This is a genomic window from Streptomyces sp. NPDC006711 (assembly GCF_042869775.1).
Lineage (GTDB): Bacteria > Actinomycetota > Actinomycetes > Streptomycetales > Streptomycetaceae > Streptomyces.
The window spans coordinates 704,057-719,998 of the sequence record NZ_JBIAGO010000001.1; the positions used below are offsets into that span (position 1 = coordinate 704,057).

A 15,942-nucleotide genomic window follows, 5' to 3' on the forward strand; every position below is an offset into this window, starting at 1 on the left:
GTGTCGCAGATACGAGGAACGAGATTACGCAACCGGGTCAGCGGCGCGACATATACATGTCCAGCGCCTTGTGGAGCAGCTTGTTGAGCGGGAAGTCCCACTCACCGAGGTATTCGGCAGCCTCACCACCGGTACCCACCTTGAACTGGATGAGGCCGAACAGGTGGTCGGTCTCGTCCAGCGAGTCGGAGATGCCGCGCAGGTCGTAGACCGTCGCGCCCATCGCGTAGGCGTCACGGAGCATCCGCCACTGCATCGCGTTGGAGGGCCGCACCTCGCGGCCGATGTTGTCGGAGGCGCCGTAGGAGTACCAGACGTGCCCGCCGACGACGAGCATGGTCGCGGCGGAGAGGTTCACTCCGTTGTGGCGCGCGAAGTAGAGCCGCATGCGGTTGGGGTCCTCGGAGTTGAGGACCGTCCACATGCGCTGGAAGTACGACAGGGGGCGCGGCCGGAAGTGGTCGCGCACCGCGGTGATCTCGTACAGACGCTGCCACTCGGCCAGGTCCTCGTAGCCGCCCTGCACCACCTCGACGCCGGCCTTCTCGGCCTTCTTGATGTTGCGGCGCCACAGCTGGTTGAAGCCCTTGAGGACGTCGTCCAGGGAGCGGTTGGCCAGGGGGACCTGGAAGACGTAGCGCGGCTGGACGTCACCGAATCCCGCGCCGCCGTCCTCACCCTGCTGCCAGCCCATCTTGCGGAGCCGGTCGGCCACTTCGAAGGCCCGCGCCTCGATGTGCGTGGCCTCGACGTCGCGCAGCCGCTTCACATCGGGGTCCTGGATGCCGGACTTGATGGCGGCCGAGTCCCAGCGGCGGATGACGACGGGCGGGCCCATCTTCACCGAGAAAGCGCCCTGCTGCTTGAGGTGGGCGAGCATCGGCTTCAGCCACTCGTCCAGGTTGGGGGCGTACCAGTTGATGACCGGGCCCTCGGGCAGGTACGCCAAGTAGCGCTTCACCTTGGGGAGCTGACGGTAGAGAACCAGGCCGGCGCCTACGAGCTGCTCGTTCTTGTCGAACCAGCCAAGGCTCTCCGAACGCCATTCCGTCTTGACGTCAGCCCACGCCGGGACCTGGCAGTGGCTCGCCGAGGGCAGGTTCTGGATGTACGCCAGATGCTGCTCACGGCTGATGGTCCTCAGGGTCAGGCTCATGCGGGGCGCTCCTCGGCAGGTGTGTCCCCATGGGGTCAGGGGCTCCGGCTCTCGTGCCGAAGCCTACTGGGCCACAGGAGCGCCCTCGATGGCCGCACGGCGCACCGCCGTGCGGCATCGCGCGGTGCCGGACGCCGCGCGGCGTCAGCCGACGACGCCGCCGAAGAGCCCGCCGTGGGCCATGCCGAGGAAGAACCCCACGGCGCAGGCCCCGAGTCCGAGGATCAGCAGGAACCGCTCACGCGTGGTCGCCGAGATGAACTGGCCGTACGCACCGGTGAGGATTCCGATCAGGCCGGCCCACGAGCTGACCAGGTGGAGGTTGTAGAACCAGGCCGTGGTGAAGGACAGCACGCCCAGGACGACCGTGACGGCCATGAACGTGTCCTGGAGGGGATGGGCCTTGCCGTCGGTGGCGAAGAGGGACGGGGCATTCGGTCGCACTGCTTGTGCCATGGGGCACCTCCTGGCGGAAGGCGGCGCAGGGTGACGCCGCACACACCCGATCTGTACAGATTGCGTCCCCCGTCCACCGGATTTCAACCGGAAGCGGGTCAACAGGTACTCTGGACGGTCTGCACCGGTGTCAGCCGTGCCCGCATGCCGTCCCGCTCCTTACGGAGGGGGATTGTCAGTGGGGGCGGATACCGTTGCTTACGCATCACGACCCTCCTGCCACGGAACGACCGTGGCCGCTGAGTCCAAAGGAGGTGGGTTCCACATGCGTCACTACGAGGTGATGGTCATCCTCGACCCCGATCTGGAGGAGCGCGCTGTCTCTCCCCTGATCGAGAACTTCCTTTCTGTCGTCCGTGAGGGCAACGGAAAGGTCGAGAAGGTCGACACCTGGGGCCGTCGTCGTCTCTCCTACGAGATCAAGAAGAAGCCCGAGGGCATCTACACGGTCATCGACCTCCAGGCCGAGCCTGCGGTCGTCAAGGAGCTCGACCGTCAGATGAACCTGAACGAGTCGGTCCTCCGGACCAAGGTCCTCCGTCCCGAGACCCACTGAGCTTCCGCTCAGAGGCAATCGGGTCCGAGTAGCAACACAGCAGCCAGCAGCAATCCCCGCCGAGAGGTTCACCCATGGCAGGCGAGACCGTCATCACGGTCGTCGGCAATCTCGTCGACGACCCCGAGCTGCGCTTCACCCCCTCCGGTGCGGCCGTCGCGAAGTTCCGTGTCGCGTCCACTCCCCGCACCTTCGACCGTCAGACCAATGAGTGGAAGGACGGCGAGAGCCTGTTCCTGACCTGCTCGGTCTGGCGCCAGGCGGCGGAGAACGTCGCTGAGTCGCTTCAGCGAGGCATGCGCGTCGTCGTGCAGGGCCGGCTGAGGCAGCGGTCCTACGAGGACCGCGAGGGCGTCAAGCGCACGGTCTACGAGCTGGACGTCGAGGAAGTCGGCCCCAGCCTCAAGAACGCCACGGCCAAGGTCACCAAGACCACCGGTCGCGGCGGCCAGGGTGGATACGGCGGCGGCGCTCAGCAGCAGGGCGGCGGCTGGGGCGGAGCTCCCAGCGGTGGCCAGCAGGCCGGCGGCGGTGCCCCCGCCGACGACCCGTGGGCCTCCAGCGCGCCGGCCGGCGGCGGACAGCCGCAGCAGGGTGGCGGCGGCGGTGGCGGCTGGGGCGGAAGCTCCGGCGGCGGCTACTCGGACGAGCCGCCCTTCTAGGGCTGCTCGCTACCCCACATCTTGATCACACAGGAGAAACACCATGGCGAAGCCGCCTGTGCGCAAGCCTAAGAAGAAGGTCTGCGCTTTCTGCAAGGACAAGACCGTTTACGTGGACTACAAGGACACGAACATGCTGCGGAAGTTCATTTCCGACCGCGGCAAGATCCGTGCCCGCCGCGTGACCGGCAACTGCACGCAGCACCAGCGTGACGTCGCCACGGCCGTCAAGAACAGCCGTGAGATGGCGCTGCTGCCCTACACGTCCACCGCGCGATAAGGGAAGGGTGACCGAAAAATGAAGATCATCCTCACCCACGAGGTCTCTGGCCTCGGCACTGCCGGCGACGTCGTTGACGTCAAGGACGGCTACGCTCGCAACTACCTGGTCCCGCGTGGTTTCGCGATCCGCTGGACCAAGGGTGGCGAGAAGGACGTCGCGCAGATCCGTCGTGCGCGCAAGATCCACGAGATCGCGACCATCGAGCAGGCCAACGAGGTCAAGGCCCGTCTCGAAGGCGTGAAGGTGCGTCTGGCTGTTCGCTCCGGCGACGCCGGCCGTCTCTTCGGCTCCGTCACCCAGGCTGACGTCGCTTCGGCGATCAAGGCCGCCGGTGGCCCGGACGTGGACAAGCGCCGCGTCGAGCTCGGTTCGCCGATCAAGACCCTGGGTGCCCACCAGGTGTCCGTGCGTCTGCACGCCGACGTTGTCGCGAAGCTTGGCGTCGAGGTCATCGCCGCCTAAGCACAGCGTTGCAGAAAGGGCCGTACCCCCTGGGGTGCGGCCCTTTCTCCGTTTCACGTGAAACAACGTCGGGCGTGGTGGGGCCCTCCCCGTTGTCCGGCCATTCTTGGGTCAGCGCGTCGCGCCAGTGACCAGCCAGCGTCCCGATCGGGCGCGCCAGGTGAGGGTCAGCATGCGGACCACCATCATCAGCGCCATCGCCCACCAGAGCTCGGTCAGACCGCCGCCGAGTGCCGGCACGAGCAGCGCGGCGGGGACGAAGACGACGAGAGTCACCACCATGGCCCTCGCCAGATAGACGCCGTCACCGGCGCCCATCAGGACGCCGTCGAGTACGAATACGACCCCGGCCACCGGCTGGACGAGGGCCACCACCAGCAGGGCTGGGAGCAAGGCGTCCTGGACGGCGTGGTCGCTGGTGAACAGCGGGATGAAGAGCGGACGGGTGGCCACCACGAGCAGGCCGAGCAGCACGCCGAAGGTGATACCCCACTCGACCATGCGGCGGCAGGCCCGACGGGCGCCCTTGGCATCGTCGGCCCCCAGATACCGGCCGATGATCGCCTGCCCGGCTATGGCGATCGCGTCCAGGGCGAAGGCCAGCAGGGTCCACAGGGACAGGATGACCTGGTGCGCGGCGACATCGGCGTCGCCCAGGCGGGCGGCCACGGCGGTGGCGACCATCAGCACGGCCCGCAGCGACAGCGTACGAATCAGCAGAGGCACGCCCGCGCGGGCGCTGTTTCGTATGCCGACGGCGTCGGGACGCAAGGAGGCACCGTGATCGCGCGCCCCGCGCACGACGACGACGAGGTAGACGGCAGCCATGCCGAGCTGGGCGATGACCGTGCCCCAGGCCGAGCCGGCGATGCCGAGCCCGGCTCCGTAGACGAGCCCCAGATTCAGTGCGCCATTCACGGCGAAGCCGCCGACCGCCACGTACAGGGGCGTCCTGGTGTTGTGAAGTCCGCGCAGTACGCCGGTCGCGGCGAGCACGACGAGCATGGCGGGTATGCCGAGGGCCGATATGCGGAGGTAGGTGGTGGCATAGGGGGCCGCGGTATCCGAGGCGCCGAGCAGGGAGACGAGCCAAGGGGCACCGGGAAGCACCGTGGCGACGACCGCCGCTCCAAGGAGCAGGGCGAGCCAGATGCCGTCCATGCCCTGACGTATCGCCCCCGGCAGGTCTCCGGCGCCCACGCGCCGGGACACGGCGGCGGTGGTGGCGTACGCGAGGAAGACGAAGATGCTCACGGCGGTGGTGAGCAGGGGAGCGGCAATACCCAAACCGGCCAGCTGCGGGGTCCCCAGATGGCCCACGATCGCGCTGTCGGCCATCACGAAGAGCGGCTCGGCGACGAGCGCGCCGAAGGCCGGGACCGCAAGGGACAGGATCTCGCGATCGTGTCGGCGTCGGGAGGTGCGCCGGTCGTTCTCCGGTGCCACGGGAGCCTGTGTCATGGGGCCAATCTAATCTTCCACAGGTAACAGCTGCAATACGTCAGTGGTCCTTACTTATGAGCCCTGATCCTGTTCTTCCCCGGCCCGGGTCCCCTGATCTTGAGCCAGTCGGGAAAGTTTTTCTCCCCCACAGCCGGTGGACGGAGAAAGTGCAGGTCAGGCCCTTGATGATGGAGAGGCTATGACTTTGTCCACAGTGCTGTCCCCCGGTCCGTGCACAGGTTCAGAACACTTCTCCACAGCATCCGGTCCTTCGTCCACATGCCCTGTGGATAACCAGATTGGCTGACGCCGCTTCCGGGCCTAACGTGGTCCGGCGCCCGTCGCGTCGGAACCGGAGTCGCGCGTCTCGTTTTGTCAGTGTCGTGCCGTAGAAAGAGTGGCACGGCTAGGTCCGCGGAGCGGACGGGAGGAGGTGGCCCGGTGAGCATTCCCGAGCCGTTGGACGAGCCCTGGGCCGATACCGGTCCGAGCGACCGTCTGCCTGTTTCCCGCCAGCGCGGCGACAGCGAGGTGCGAGGCCGCGGGCGGGGCCGAAGCCGTGACGAGCAGCACGACCGGGGCCAGGACGACTGGGACGGCGGGTCCTCCGGCTTCGAGCGCGTACCCCCGCAGGACATCGACGCCGAGCAGTCGGTGCTCGGCGGCATGCTGCTCTCCAAGGACGCCATCGCGGACGTCGTGGAGATCATCAAGGGCCACGATTTCTACAAGCCGGCGCACGAGACCGTCTACACGGCGATCCTCGATCTCTACGCCAAGGGCGAGCCCGCGGACCCCATCACGGTCGCCGCGGAACTGGTCAAGCGCGGTGAGATCACCCGGGTCGGCGGCGCCTCGTATCTGCACACCCTGGTCCAGTCGGTGCCGACGGCTGCCAACGCCTCCTACTACGCGGAGATCGTCCACGAACGGGCGGTGCTCCGCCGGCTCGTCGAGGCGGGCACCAAGATCACGCAGATGGGATACGCGGCGGACGGAGACGTCGACGACATCGTCAACTCCGCGCAGGCCGAGATCTACGCGGTCACCGAGCAGCGCACCAGCGAGGACTACCTGCCGCTCGGCGACATCATGGAGGGCGCGCTCGACGAGATCGAGGCGATCGGGTCGCGCAGCGGCGAGATGACCGGGGTGCCCACCGGGTTCACCGACTTCGACTCGCTCACCAACGGCCTGCACCCCGGCCAGATGGTCGTCATCGCCGCCCGTCCCGCCATGGGTAAGTCCACCCTGGCGCTGGACTTCGCGCGGGCCTGTTCGATCAAGCACAACCTGCCCAGCGTGATCTTCTCCCTCGAAATGGGGCGCAACGAGATCGCGATGCGTCTGCTGTCCGCCGAGGCCCGGGTCGCCCTGCACCACATGCGCTCGGGCACCATGACCGACGAGGACTGGACGCGGCTGGCCCGCCGCATGCCGGACGTCTCCCAGGCGCCGCTCTACATCGACGATTCGCCGAACCTGTCGATGATGGAGATCCGCGCCAAATGCCGCCGTCTGAAGCAGCGCAACGACCTTCGTCTCGTCGTCATCGACTATCTGCAGCTGATGCAGTCGGGCGGCTCCAAGCGGGCCGAGAGCCGCCAGCAGGAAGTCTCGGACATGTCGCGAAACCTGAAGCTGCTGGCGAAGGAGCTCCAGTTGCCGGTGATCGCGCTCTCGCAGCTGAACCGTGGTCCCGAACAGCGCACGGACAAGAAGCCGATGGTCTCCGACCTGCGTGAGTCGGGCTCCATCGAGCAGGACGCGGACATGGTCATCCTGCTGCACCGAGAGGACGCGTACGAGAAGGAGTCGCCCCGCGCGGGCGAGGCGGACCTGATCGTCGCCAAGCACCGTAACGGCCCGACGGCGACCATCACCGTCGCCTTCCAGGGCCACTACTCCCGCTTCGTGGACATGGCTCAGACCTGATGAGGTCGGCTACGGAGCAGTGGCTTCGCGTCCGCGACCACGGGCCCCGCTTCGGTGACCAAGAGGTAATCCGCCATCCCGGCAGGGCGCCTCACCCAGCTCTACCCTGAAGAACTCCGGTCCCTCCAGCAGGTCCCCGCCCTTACAGGCTTCTCGCGCAGAGTCCTGACCGATCTCGCCAAAGGAGTACGGAATCCCGCTCGGCGAGGGCTCACAGGACCACAGGCGCCGCGGCGCCTCGAACGGGACTGGCTCCTTGAGCGGTACGTCCACCGCCGCCGAACTCTGCCGGACCCTGCCCGTGAAATCGGCATGAGTACCGCGAACGTGGGCCACTGGGCCCACACTCACAACATCTCTCTTCGGCCACGCGGTGGAGCCCCAGCCACCCACCCCGCCCTCCGCACCCCCGAGCAGGCCGCAGGATGCGGCCCCCTTCGGCAGAAACGTGGCCGCTTCCACCAGGCGTCTCATGCGCCCAAGCGGGACGCCTTGATCACGCGTTGGGCGAAGACGTCCTCACGGCGCTCTGCCATCTGCCGAAGCGCGTCTTTGCGATGGCGGTTGGAGAGTCGGTCGAGGTAGGTGTGACCGAAGAGGTGGTCGGTCTCGTGTTGCAGGCACCTGGCGAAGTAACCCGTTCCTTCGATGACGAGGGGGTTGCCGTCCTTGTCGAGCCCGCGAGCGACGGCACGATCGGTGCGCGGGACCGGCATGCGCGCACCGGGCACGGACAGGCAGCCCTCGAAGTCGTCAACGAGTCGGCGGCTACCCGGACCGGGCAGGTCCAGAACCGGGTTGATGATGTGGCCGACATGGCGGATCCCGTAGTCGTCCGGGCAGTCATACACGAACAGCCGCAGGCCGACATCCACTTGGTTGGCAGCCAGGCCGGCTCCGTCGGCCACATACATGGTCAGGAACATGTCGTCGATCAACGCCGACAGCTGCGGAGTGCCGAACTCGGTCACCTCCCGACACGGACGGCTCAGTACCTCCTCACCCACCACCGTGACCCTGCGAACCGAACCGCGTTCCGCCTCTGGTGGCAGAGCCGGACAGGCGTCCACCGGGCGGCCGTGCACACGGACTCGGCGGTCGACGGGACGGGACCGCTCGTGACGAACAGACATACGCGTCTCCCCTTTTTACGCACGTCACAGATGCTGCGGGGGTCACCGCAGCTGATGACTTCAACCAGGACTACGGCTTGCCAGCCACTTTGCAAAGTAGCAGACTTTGCAAAGTGACTGAGGATGATGTCTACAGCCCGGGCGGGACAGCCGGCAACGGCGAAGAACTGCGCGAGCACGAGGTCCGCACAGCCTTGCTGGACCTACTGGCTGAAGTCGGCACCGTCACCGCGACCGAAGCCGCCTCCCGGCTGGGCCACAGCTCCGGCCTCTGCTCATTCCACCTACGGCAGCTCGCACGTCACGGACGCATCGAAGAGGCTCCCCACAGCGGGGGCCGGGCGCGTCCTTGGCGTCTGAAGCAGCAGGCCCACGCTGCCGACGCGCCTGGGGAGGAGCAGTTCGGCGACTTGGCCCGCGGGCTGGAGGACGAGAGCTGGCGGCGATGGCTGACCCAGCGAGACGAGGCTCCGTCCGAATGGCGCCACGACGAAGCCTTCAGTGCCGTTGCCTACCTGACACCCGCAGAGATGAGCCGGGTCGCGGACGTGGTCCAACGGGCCCTCGCGCCCTATCAGGACCGCGAACAACGCCCTCTGGCCCGGCCGGACGGCGCTCGTCCGGTGGCCCTCATCACCCGACTGTTCCCCCTGCTTCCCCACACAGCAGACGGCGCGGACCAGGACTGAGGAGTCGTCGACCGCTCCGCACTCGCGTGCGCCCGTCACCGGGACGATGACCTGCCCGGACCCGATGTCGGCGCTTTCTTGACTTGTGGGTACAGAAAAGTGGTAGGGTCCTTGTCATGGGAAGGGCGAAGCAGTTCGATCCGGATGTCGCCGTCGAGCAGGCCATGGAGGTGTTCTGGAGCAAGGGGTATGCCGGGACCACCCCCCAGGACCTCGTCGACGCGCTCGGCATCGGCAAGGGCAGCCTCTACAACACCTTCGGCAGCAAGCACGCGCTGTTCGAGCGGGCGCTTCGGCGGTACCGCGACAGTCAGGCCGTCGCGCTGATCGAGATGCTGGAGGAACCGGGGCCGGTCAAGGCGCGGCTCCGTAGGGCGCTGGAGGCGCTGGCCGTGATGGACCTCGCCGATCCGGACCGCCGGGGGTGCATGGCGGTGAACGCTGCGGCCGAACTCGCCGCGACGGATGACGTGGCCGCCGAGCTCGTCCGCCGCATGTTCGACCGCACCGAAGCCGCGTTCCAGGCGCTGATCGAGCAGGGGCAGCGCTCGGGCGAGATCGCGCCCGACCGCGATCCGGCTGCGCTGGGAAGCATGCTCCTGAACACCATCATTGGTCTGCGGCTCATCGCGCGCGTCGCCGAGGGGCCCGGCCGACTGGCTCGCGTGATCGACGCGACGCTCGACTCCCTCTGACTGACCCTCCAGGCGGCATCCATTCCGCCTGGCGGCTTTGTGGCCACATTTTGTACCTGAAGTTCAAGAATTGGAGTGTCGTGCACCTCAATCTGGCGTCCAAGACAGCTGTTGTCACCGGTGCGAGCCGGGGCATCGGACTCGCGACCGTGCGTTCCCTGACCGAAGAGGGCGTCCGCGTCGTCGGGGCCGCCCGCACCATCACCCCCGAACTGGAGCAGACCGGCGCCTACGCGGTCTCCGCCGACCTGAGCACCGCTGAAGGTGTCGCCCATCTGATGGACCGGGCCTTGGCCGAGCTCGGTGGTATCGACCTGCTCGTGAACAACGTCGGCGCGGGTGACGATGTGGAGCCCGTCGGGTTCCTCGACACCGACGATGCGCAGTGGGCCCGCATCTTCGATCTCAACCTCCTCAGCACGGTCCGTGCCAGCCGGGCGGCGCTGCCCAGTCTCGTCGAGCGCCGCGGTGCGATCGTCAACGTCTCGTCCGTCAACTCCCGGCTGCCCGCCGCCGGTCCGGTCGCCTACAGCGCCGCCAAGGCGGCCCTCGCGGCGCTCGGGAAGTCCCTGGCCGAGGAATTCGGGCCCCAGGGCGTGCGGGTGAACACCGTCTCCCCCGGTGTGGTCCGCACCGCCATCTGGGAGGACCCGGACGGCTTCGGCGGCAGGGTGGCAGCAGGGGCCGGGGCGGAACACGCGGCATTCCTCCAGCGGCTCCCGGAGGCGTTCGGCATCACCACCGGTCGCATCACCGAGCCCCAGGAGGTGGCGGCTCTGATCACCTTCCTGCTCTCCGATGTCGCCGGCAACATCTCGGGCGCCGACTACGTCATCGACGGCGGCACCATCAAGACGCTCTAGCGAAGAGACGCCACCCGCCCCGCCTGCGGCCTCCGGCGGACGCACGTGCGGGACGCCGGCGAAATGGTGTCGACGGGGAGCCGGGTTCGCGGTTAGACCTGGCTCCATGACTTCATTCACCTCCCCCGTATCACCGGCCCCTTTCGAGGAGTTGCTGCCCGCGACGCGGCGCGCTCTGCTGCACCGCGTCGCGGTGGAGCAGTCCCGAGGGCGGGCTCCTTCGCTCGTCGCGGCTGTGGCGCGCGACGGCCGGATGGTGTGGTCGGGGTCGCGCACCTCCGTCGACGGGCACGCTCCGGATGCGGATGTGCAGTACCGCATCGGCTCCATCACCAAATGCTTCACCGCCGTGCTGGTGCTGAGGCTCCGTGACGAGGGGTTGCTGGACCTCGGCGACCCGCTGGAAGCGCATCTGCCCGGTACCGCGGCCGGCGAAGCCACGATCGCCCAACTCCTCGCCCATACCGCCGGTTTGGCGGCCGAGGCACCCGCACCCTGGTGGGAACGGACAGCCGGTGACCTCCGGCCCGAGCTCGCCGATGTATTGGGCGACCGGCCGGCCCCGCATCCGGCGGGACGAGTGCACCACTACTCCAACCCCGGCTACACGCTGCTCGGCTCCCTGGTGGAGGCGGTACGCGGCGTGTCCTGGGAGGAGGCGCTGCGGAACGAAATCCTGGTACCGCTGGGGCTCGACCGGACGAGTACGCAACCGATGGACCCGCACGCGGGCGGCTGGGCCGTGCACCCCTGGGCCGATGTCCTGCTGCCCGAGCCGTCGGAAGACCTGGGGCTGATGGCGCCCGCTGGACAGCTGTGGTCGACGGCGGCGGACCTCTGCCGGTTCGCCCTCTTCTTGGCCGAAGGCGACGAACGGGTCCTGAGCGCCGAATCCGTGGCGGAGATGCGCGCCCCGGCGGTGGCGCCGGAGGCCGGCGCCTGGGACAGCGGTTATGGATTGGGCTTGCAACTCGCCCGGACCGGAGGACGTGAACTCGCCGGCCACACCGGCTCCCTGCCCGGATTCGTCGCCGGTCTCTGGGTGAGTGTGGCCGACGGGGTGGCCGCCGTCGCGCTGGCCAACGCGACCTCCGGGCCGCTGTGCGGCACGCTGGCGACCGATCTCGTGGAGATCGTGGCGAAGGCCGAGCCACGCTTCCCCGAACCCTGGCGTCCCCTCCCCGAGGCGGACGAGCGGCTTCTCGCGCTCACCGGGCTCTGGTACTGGGGCACCCACGCCTACGGGCTGCGGCTCACCACCGGCGGGGGCGTGGCTCTGGAGCCGTTGCGCGGCTCCGGGCGGCCTTCCCGGTTCAAGGCCGACGCGGAGGGGACGTGGACGGGACTTGACGGCTACCACCGCGGGGAGACGCTGCGTGCGATGGTGCGGTCCGACGGCTCCGTGAGCCACCTCGACCTCGGGTCTTTCGTGTTCACCCGCGAACCGTATGGCCCTGAGGCGGCAGTCGTGCCGGGAGGCGTGGACCCCGAAGGCTGGCGGGGCGTCTGACGTTTCACGTGAAACGGGCCGGACCCTGAGAGCCGGAGCAGGTCGGTGTTTCACGTGAAACACCGACCTACAGGGGCTTCTTGAACCCCACGTGGGAGGCCTCGAACCCCAGCCGCTCGTAGAACCGATGTGCGTCGGCGCGGCTGGCGTCCGAGGTCAGCTGGACCAACTGGCAGCCCTGGCGCCTTGACTCCTCCACGGCCCACTCGATGAGCTGGGTGCCGAGACCGCTGCCTCGCTCCGCACCGTGCACGCGCACACCTTCGATGACCGAGCGAGTGGAACCGCGGCGGGACAGGCCGGGGATGACCGTGAGCTGGAGCGTCCCGACGACCTCGCCATCCCGGTCAGCCACCACCACGTGCTGATTCGGGTCATCGACGAGCCGGTCGAACGCGGTGCGATAGGGCGTGAGGTCGTCCGGCGACTCGCGCACCGCGCCCAGCGGATCGTCCGCGAGCATCGCCACGATCGCAGGGATGTCCTCGGTCCTCGCGGGTCTGATCTTCAGATTGGTCATGATCGGGACGATACTCCGGCCCCTCAGGCGGCGACGTGAAGCTCCTCGACCGCGCGCACCAGGGGCGCCAGCTCCGCTTTCTTCGCCGCCTCGTCCAATGCCTCGCGCAGCGCCCGGTCATTGGTGGGCCGGGCCTCGGCGAGCAGGGCGAGGCCGGCCTCGGTCACATCGGTGTAGATGCCGCGCCGGTCGGTGTCGCAGAGGTAGCGGGTCAGCAGGCCCCGGTCCTCCAGGCGGGACACGAGCCGGGTCGTGGCTGACTGGCTGAGGACCACGGCGTCAGCGACCTGCTTCATCTGGAGGTGGCCGCCCGGGCCGCTGTGCTGGCGGCTGAGGACGTCGAGCAGCGAATACTCGCGCACGCTGAGATCGTGCGCCGACTGCAGTGCGCGTTCGATGTGGGCGTCGATCCTGCCGTGCAGCAGGGAAAGCGCACACCAGCCCTGGGCGAGGGCGGTGAGAGCGGGATCCGTCGCGGTCATGCGGGTGTCCTCCGTCCGGAGCGGCTTGTCCTCAGGATAGTCCACCGTTGCAATAGCCCGCGTTTGCATTTAGCGCGCGCCTGCAATTATTGTGTACGCCTGTAAAGGTCTTACGCAATCTCCTGGAGGGTCATCCCATGCCACTCGCGCTCCTAGCCCTCGCCATTGGGGCGTTCGGTATCGGCACCACGGAATTCGTGATCATGGGGCTGCTCCCCGAGGTGGCCGGCACCTTCGATGTCTCCATTCCCACCGCCGGATACCTGGTCAGTGGCTACGCGGTCGGCGTGATGCTCGGCGCGCCGCTGATGACCGTCCTCGGCACGAGGATCTCCCGCAAGCGGATGCTGATGCTCCTGATGGGCTTCTTCATCGTCGGAAATGTGCTCTCCGCGGTCGCGCCCGCCTTCGGGTTGATGCTGGCCGGGCGGCTCGTCGCCTCGCTCGCGCACGGCGCCTTCTTCGGGATCGGCTCGGTCGTCGCGGCCGACCTGGTCGCTCCGGAGAAGAAGGCGGGTGCGATCGCCATGATGTTCACCGGCCTGACCGTGGCCAACGTGGTGGGAGTGCCGGCCGGCACCCTCATAGGGCAGCAAGCCGGCTGGCGTGCGACGTTCTTCGTGGTCGCGGCGCTCGGCGTACTCGGTCTGCTCGGCGTCGCCAAGCTCGTCCCGGACATGCCGAAGGCCGAGGGCGTACGGCTGCGGCACGAGATCGCCGCGTTCCGCAACGTCCAGGTGCTGCTCGCCATGGCGATGACCGTGCTCGGCTTCGGTGGAGTGTTCGCCGCGATCACCTACATCACCCCGATGATGACGGGTGTCGCCGGTTACGCCGACACCTCTGTCACCTGGCTGCTCGTCCTCTTCGGGCTCGGCATGGTCGCAGGAAACCTCATCGGGGGCCGGTTCGCGGACCGCGCGCTGATGCCGATGCTCTTCGTGTCGTTGTCCGGGCTCGCCGTGGTCCTGGCGCTGTTCACGGTGGCCGCCCACGACAAGCTCGCCTCGGCCGTCATGGTGCTCCTCATCGGCGCGCTCGGCTTCGCCACGGTGCCCCCGCTGCAGAAGCGCGTGCTCGACCAGGCCGCGGGCGCTCCCACCCTGGCCTCCGCCGTGAACATCGGCGCCTTCAACCTCGGCAACGCTCTTTCCGCCTGGCTCGGCGGCATCGTCATCGCGGCCGGGTTCGGCTACACCGCGCCCAACTGGGTCGGCGCCGCACTGGCCGCGTCCGCCGTCGTGCTCGCCGTCGTCTCCAGCGTTCTGGAGTGCCGTACGAACGCGACCGCCCGGACCGTCACGGACAGGGTGGCTGAACCGACACCGGCCACCGCTGCTCATCACTGACCAACCGTCCAGCCCCAGCTGAACAACCGCCCAGCCCTGTCAAGGAGTTACCCCTCATGAGCACCACCACCATCGCCGCGGCCCCGCTCACCATTCAGGACGCGGAAACCCTCGTGGAAGCGGCCCGGACCGTGGCAGAGGCCGCCGGAACCGCCGTCGCGATCAGCGTTCTCGACGCGGGGGGCCACCTGCTCGCCTTCCGCCGGGACGACCGCGCCGTGCTGATCGCCGGCGAGACCAGCACGCGCAAGGCGTACACGGCGCTCCAGCTGAACACCCCGACCGCCGACCTCGTGGACGCCGTCCAGCCGGGCGGCCCCTTCCACACGCTGCCGACGGCCCTTGACCGGCCGCTCCTCTTCATCGCGGGAGGCGTCCCCGTGCAGCGGGACGGGCGTCTCGTCGGAGCGATAGGCGTGGGCGGCGGCGCCCCTGAGCAGGACCACGCGTTCGCGAACGCGGCGGTGGAGTCCCTGGCCGGGCGCTGATCACTCCGTACGCCCTCAAGTGGCCCTCGGGCCACGGCACATGAGGATGCGCAGGCCCGTCAGGGCGGGGAGCCGCAGGCGCCTGCCCTGCCCGCTAGCCCGCCGCCACCGTCAGGGGAGCGAAGCGGCGGGTCCAGTCGCCGGGGAGCTCCGGGACGCCGTACGTCATCACCGCGTTGAAACCGACCGTTTCAAGGCCCGATGCCTTGAGCCAGCTCAGCAGCTCCTCGTGGCGTACGTCCACATCCGTGCGCAGCGGGCGGTCCGTGCCCGCCGCGAGCGAGGCGACCAGAGCCTTCGCCGTCTCCGTGTCACGGGCGATCAACGGACCCACCACGTGGGTGTGCATGTTGGGCCAGGCGGCCGCGAAACCCCTCAGTCCAGAGGCGTCCTCGGCGACCCGCAGCTGATCGCTGAAGGCCGGCAGGCGGGCGATCATGTGCGTGCGGTCCTCGCCGAACACCTCGGCGTCGAGCCGGAGGATCGCGGGCAGGTCGTCGGCGTTCGCGGGACGGGTCGCCACCGTCGGCGCAGGACCGGACGGCTGGAAGTTGCCCCTGACCATCTCCGCGCGGCCAGTCGCCTTGAAGCCCAGCGCCTCGTACAGCGGGCGCCCTTGCACTGTGGCGTGCAAGGTCAAAGGAGTGCCGGCCAGTTCGCGCAGCACCTCCTTCATGAGGCGGCGTCCGACGCCCTGCCGCGCGAAGCGCTCGGCCACCAGGACCATCCCGATGGCCGCGAGTCCTGGGCCGTACGAGGTGACGGCGCACGCGGTGAGCAGGCCCTTGCCGTCGGGGGCGTCGATTCCGTACCCGGTCCCTGCCGTGAGGAGGAGCCCCCATTTGTGTTCCTCGCGCGGCCAGCCCCGGTCTTCGGAGAGGTCGGCGCAGGCCGTGAGATCTTCCAGGGTGAGACGGCGCAGGGGGAGCTCGCTGAGCGGTGAGGGCATGAGGGTCAGATTGTCCGACGCACCGGCGCGGCGTCCACCTTTTTCTGACTGTCGGCACGGTACTTCCGGCCACGCGCCGTCAGTCCCCATCACTTGAGCACCGAAATCGCCGTCATGAAGAAGTACGCGAAGGAGGACACGACCGAGGCGGCTACCAGGCCGAGCCCGAGCAGGCCGACGGCCAGGCCCAGCCAGCTTCCCGAGGCGGCGACATGGACCACCAGCCAGACCCGGCGCATCGGCCGACGGAGATGTTTCACGTGAAACGGCGGGCGGCGCGTGGGGCTCCATGCGGTTCATCGTGGTTGTTT

The 15,942-nt window shown here is 68.5% G+C and carries 19 protein-coding genes; 11 read left to right on the top strand and 8 right to left on the bottom strand.

Annotated elements, in window-relative coordinates; genetic code table 11:
* Nucleotides 1–37: 37 nt before the first annotated feature.
* On the bottom strand, nt 38–1,156 hold the full coding sequence (locus ACFYM2_RS03065; RefSeq protein ID WP_359002545.1) for a peptidoglycan bridge formation glycyltransferase FemA/FemB family protein: 1,119 nt from the start codon (nt 1,154–1,156) through the stop codon (nt 38–40).
* Nucleotides 1,157–1,300: 144 nt separating this feature from the next.
* Nucleotides 1,301–1,612, bottom strand: a complete 312-nt coding sequence (locus ACFYM2_RS03070; protein ID WP_350231490.1) for a hypothetical protein — start codon at nt 1,610–1,612, stop codon at nt 1,301–1,303.
* A gap of 265 nt (nt 1,613–1,877) precedes the next feature.
* On the opposite strand from ACFYM2_RS03070, the gene rpsF reads away from it, so the two are divergent.
* The 4 genes from rpsF to rplI all read left to right on the top strand — a co-directional run bounded on the left by rpsF (nt 1,878) and on the right by rplI (nt 3,575).
* Complete coding sequence (gene rpsF / locus ACFYM2_RS03075; protein WP_067162183.1) at nt 1,878–2,168, top strand: 30S ribosomal protein S6; 291 nt, start codon at nt 1,878–1,880, stop codon at nt 2,166–2,168.
* Nucleotides 2,169–2,242: 74 nt separating this feature from the next.
* Nucleotides 2,243–2,830, top strand: coding sequence for a single-stranded DNA-binding protein (locus tag ACFYM2_RS03080; protein WP_359002543.1), 588 nt, complete (start codon nt 2,243–2,245; stop codon nt 2,828–2,830).
* A gap of 43 nt (nt 2,831–2,873) precedes the next feature.
* Nucleotides 2,874–3,110, top strand: a complete 237-nt coding sequence (gene rpsR, locus ACFYM2_RS03085) for a 30S ribosomal protein S18 (protein WP_003956534.1) — start codon at nt 2,874–2,876, stop codon at nt 3,108–3,110.
* 18 nt (nt 3,111–3,128) lie between these two features.
* The gene (rplI, locus tag ACFYM2_RS03090; protein WP_350231492.1) at nt 3,129–3,575 is read left to right on the top strand and encodes a 50S ribosomal protein L9; all 447 of its coding nucleotides are present in this window, start codon (nt 3,129–3,131) and stop codon (nt 3,573–3,575) included.
* 111 nt (nt 3,576–3,686) lie between these two features.
* Here the strand turns inward: rplI and ACFYM2_RS03095 are convergent, their stop codons facing one another.
* Entirely contained in the window at nt 3,687–5,036 is a 1,350-nt protein-coding gene (locus ACFYM2_RS03095) for an MATE family efflux transporter (protein ID WP_359002541.1), read from the bottom strand.
* A gap of 423 nt (nt 5,037–5,459) precedes the next feature.
* Here ACFYM2_RS03095 and dnaB point away from each other — a divergent pair, with 423 nt between their 5' ends.
* On the top strand, nt 5,460–6,953 hold the full coding sequence (gene dnaB, locus ACFYM2_RS03100; RefSeq protein WP_388832823.1) for a replicative DNA helicase: 1,494 nt from the start codon (nt 5,460–5,462) through the stop codon (nt 6,951–6,953).
* A 470-nt stretch (nt 6,954–7,423) separates the two neighbouring features.
* On the opposite strand, the gene def is transcribed toward dnaB, so the two are convergent.
* Nucleotides 7,424–8,086, bottom strand: a complete 663-nt coding sequence (def, locus tag ACFYM2_RS03105; protein WP_388832826.1) for a peptide deformylase — start codon at nt 8,084–8,086, stop codon at nt 7,424–7,426.
* Nucleotides 8,087–8,199: 113 nt separating this feature from the next.
* Between def and ACFYM2_RS03110 the strand changes: the two genes are divergently transcribed.
* From ACFYM2_RS03110 to ACFYM2_RS03125, 4 genes are all read left to right on the top strand, one after another.
* A complete protein-coding gene (locus ACFYM2_RS03110) occupies nt 8,200–8,775 on the top strand; it encodes an ArsR family transcriptional regulator (protein ID WP_388457603.1) in 576 nt (191 codons plus the stop codon).
* A 116-nt stretch (nt 8,776–8,891) separates the two neighbouring features.
* Entirely contained in the window at nt 8,892–9,470 is a 579-nt protein-coding gene (locus tag ACFYM2_RS03115) for a TetR/AcrR family transcriptional regulator (RefSeq protein ID WP_388457605.1), read from the top strand.
* A gap of 80 nt (nt 9,471–9,550) precedes the next feature.
* Nucleotides 9,551–10,333, top strand: coding sequence for an oxidoreductase (locus tag ACFYM2_RS03120; protein ID WP_388457607.1), 783 nt, complete (start codon nt 9,551–9,553; stop codon nt 10,331–10,333).
* A gap of 106 nt (nt 10,334–10,439) precedes the next feature.
* The gene (locus tag ACFYM2_RS03125) at nt 10,440–11,843 is read left to right on the top strand and encodes a serine hydrolase domain-containing protein (protein WP_388832829.1); all 1,404 of its coding nucleotides are present in this window, start codon (nt 10,440–10,442) and stop codon (nt 11,841–11,843) included.
* Nucleotides 11,844–11,910: 67 nt separating this feature from the next.
* Here ACFYM2_RS03125 and ACFYM2_RS03130 read toward each other — a convergent pair whose 3' ends face one another.
* Together ACFYM2_RS03130 and ACFYM2_RS03135 are read right to left on the bottom strand one after the other, a co-directional pair.
* On the bottom strand, nt 11,911–12,363 hold the full coding sequence (locus ACFYM2_RS03130) for a GNAT family N-acetyltransferase (protein ID WP_359002517.1): 453 nt from the start codon (nt 12,361–12,363) through the stop codon (nt 11,911–11,913).
* A 23-nt stretch (nt 12,364–12,386) separates the two neighbouring features.
* Nucleotides 12,387–12,845, bottom strand: a complete 459-nt coding sequence (locus tag ACFYM2_RS03135; RefSeq protein WP_359002515.1) for a MarR family transcriptional regulator — start codon at nt 12,843–12,845, stop codon at nt 12,387–12,389.
* A gap of 137 nt (nt 12,846–12,982) precedes the next feature.
* On the opposite strand from ACFYM2_RS03135, the gene ACFYM2_RS03140 reads away from it, so the two are divergent.
* Entirely contained in the window at nt 12,983–14,194 is a 1,212-nt protein-coding gene (locus ACFYM2_RS03140; protein WP_388832832.1) for an MFS transporter, read from the top strand.
* A gap of 56 nt (nt 14,195–14,250) precedes the next feature.
* The gene (locus ACFYM2_RS03145) at nt 14,251–14,682 is read left to right on the top strand and encodes a heme-binding protein (protein WP_388832835.1); all 432 of its coding nucleotides are present in this window, start codon (nt 14,251–14,253) and stop codon (nt 14,680–14,682) included.
* Nucleotides 14,683–14,776: 94 nt separating this feature from the next.
* Here ACFYM2_RS03145 and ACFYM2_RS03150 read toward each other — a convergent pair whose 3' ends face one another.
* Together ACFYM2_RS03150 and ACFYM2_RS03155 are read right to left on the bottom strand one after the other, a co-directional pair.
* Nucleotides 14,777–15,631: a GNAT family N-acetyltransferase gene (locus ACFYM2_RS03150; RefSeq protein WP_388832838.1), complete on the bottom strand. Its 855-nt coding sequence runs from the start codon at nt 15,629–15,631 to the stop codon at nt 14,777–14,779.
* 89 nt (nt 15,632–15,720) lie between these two features.
* The gene (locus ACFYM2_RS03155) at nt 15,721–15,870 is read right to left on the bottom strand and encodes a hypothetical protein (RefSeq protein ID WP_358997838.1); all 150 of its coding nucleotides are present in this window, start codon (nt 15,868–15,870) and stop codon (nt 15,721–15,723) included.
* Nucleotides 15,871–15,942 lie beyond the last annotated feature (72 nt).

Excerpts from the sequence above, each read along its gene's own strand:
- rplI (WP_350231492.1), top strand. The coding sequence starts at position 3,129 with ATGAAGATCATCCTCACCCACGAGGTCTCTGGCCTCGGCACTGCCGGC.
- ACFYM2_RS03130 (WP_359002517.1), bottom strand. The coding sequence starts at position 12,363 with ATGACCAATCTGAAGATCAGACCCGCGAGGACCGAGGACATCCCTGCG.
- ACFYM2_RS03115 (WP_388457605.1), top strand. The coding sequence starts at position 8,892 with ATGGGAAGGGCGAAGCAGTTCGATCCGGATGTCGCCGTCGAGCAGGCC.
- def (WP_388832826.1), bottom strand. The coding sequence starts at position 8,086 with ATGTCTGTTCGTCACGAGCGGTCCCGTCCCGTCGACCGCCGAGTCCGT.
- ACFYM2_RS03140 (WP_388832832.1), top strand. The coding sequence starts at position 12,983 with ATGCCACTCGCGCTCCTAGCCCTCGCCATTGGGGCGTTCGGTATCGGC.
- ACFYM2_RS03065 (WP_359002545.1), bottom strand. The coding sequence starts at position 1,156 with ATGAGCCTGACCCTGAGGACCATCAGCCGTGAGCAGCATCTGGCGTAC.
- ACFYM2_RS03080 (WP_359002543.1), top strand. The coding sequence starts at position 2,243 with ATGGCAGGCGAGACCGTCATCACGGTCGTCGGCAATCTCGTCGACGAC.
- ACFYM2_RS03145 (WP_388832835.1), top strand. The coding sequence starts at position 14,251 with ATGAGCACCACCACCATCGCCGCGGCCCCGCTCACCATTCAGGACGCG.
- ACFYM2_RS03135 (WP_359002515.1), bottom strand. The coding sequence starts at position 12,845 with ATGACCGCGACGGATCCCGCTCTCACCGCCCTCGCCCAGGGCTGGTGT.
- ACFYM2_RS03150 (WP_388832838.1), bottom strand. The coding sequence starts at position 15,631 with ATGCCCTCACCGCTCAGCGAGCTCCCCCTGCGCCGTCTCACCCTGGAA.
- rpsF (WP_067162183.1), top strand. The coding sequence starts at position 1,878 with ATGCGTCACTACGAGGTGATGGTCATCCTCGACCCCGATCTGGAGGAG.
- ACFYM2_RS03155 (WP_358997838.1), bottom strand. The coding sequence starts at position 15,870 with ATGCGCCGGGTCTGGCTGGTGGTCCATGTCGCCGCCTCGGGAAGCTGG.
- rpsR (WP_003956534.1), top strand. The coding sequence starts at position 2,874 with ATGGCGAAGCCGCCTGTGCGCAAGCCTAAGAAGAAGGTCTGCGCTTTC.
- ACFYM2_RS03125 (WP_388832829.1), top strand. The coding sequence starts at position 10,440 with ATGACTTCATTCACCTCCCCCGTATCACCGGCCCCTTTCGAGGAGTTG.
- ACFYM2_RS03070 (WP_350231490.1), bottom strand. The coding sequence starts at position 1,612 with ATGGCACAAGCAGTGCGACCGAATGCCCCGTCCCTCTTCGCCACCGAC.
- ACFYM2_RS03095 (WP_359002541.1), bottom strand. The coding sequence starts at position 5,036 with ATGACACAGGCTCCCGTGGCACCGGAGAACGACCGGCGCACCTCCCGA.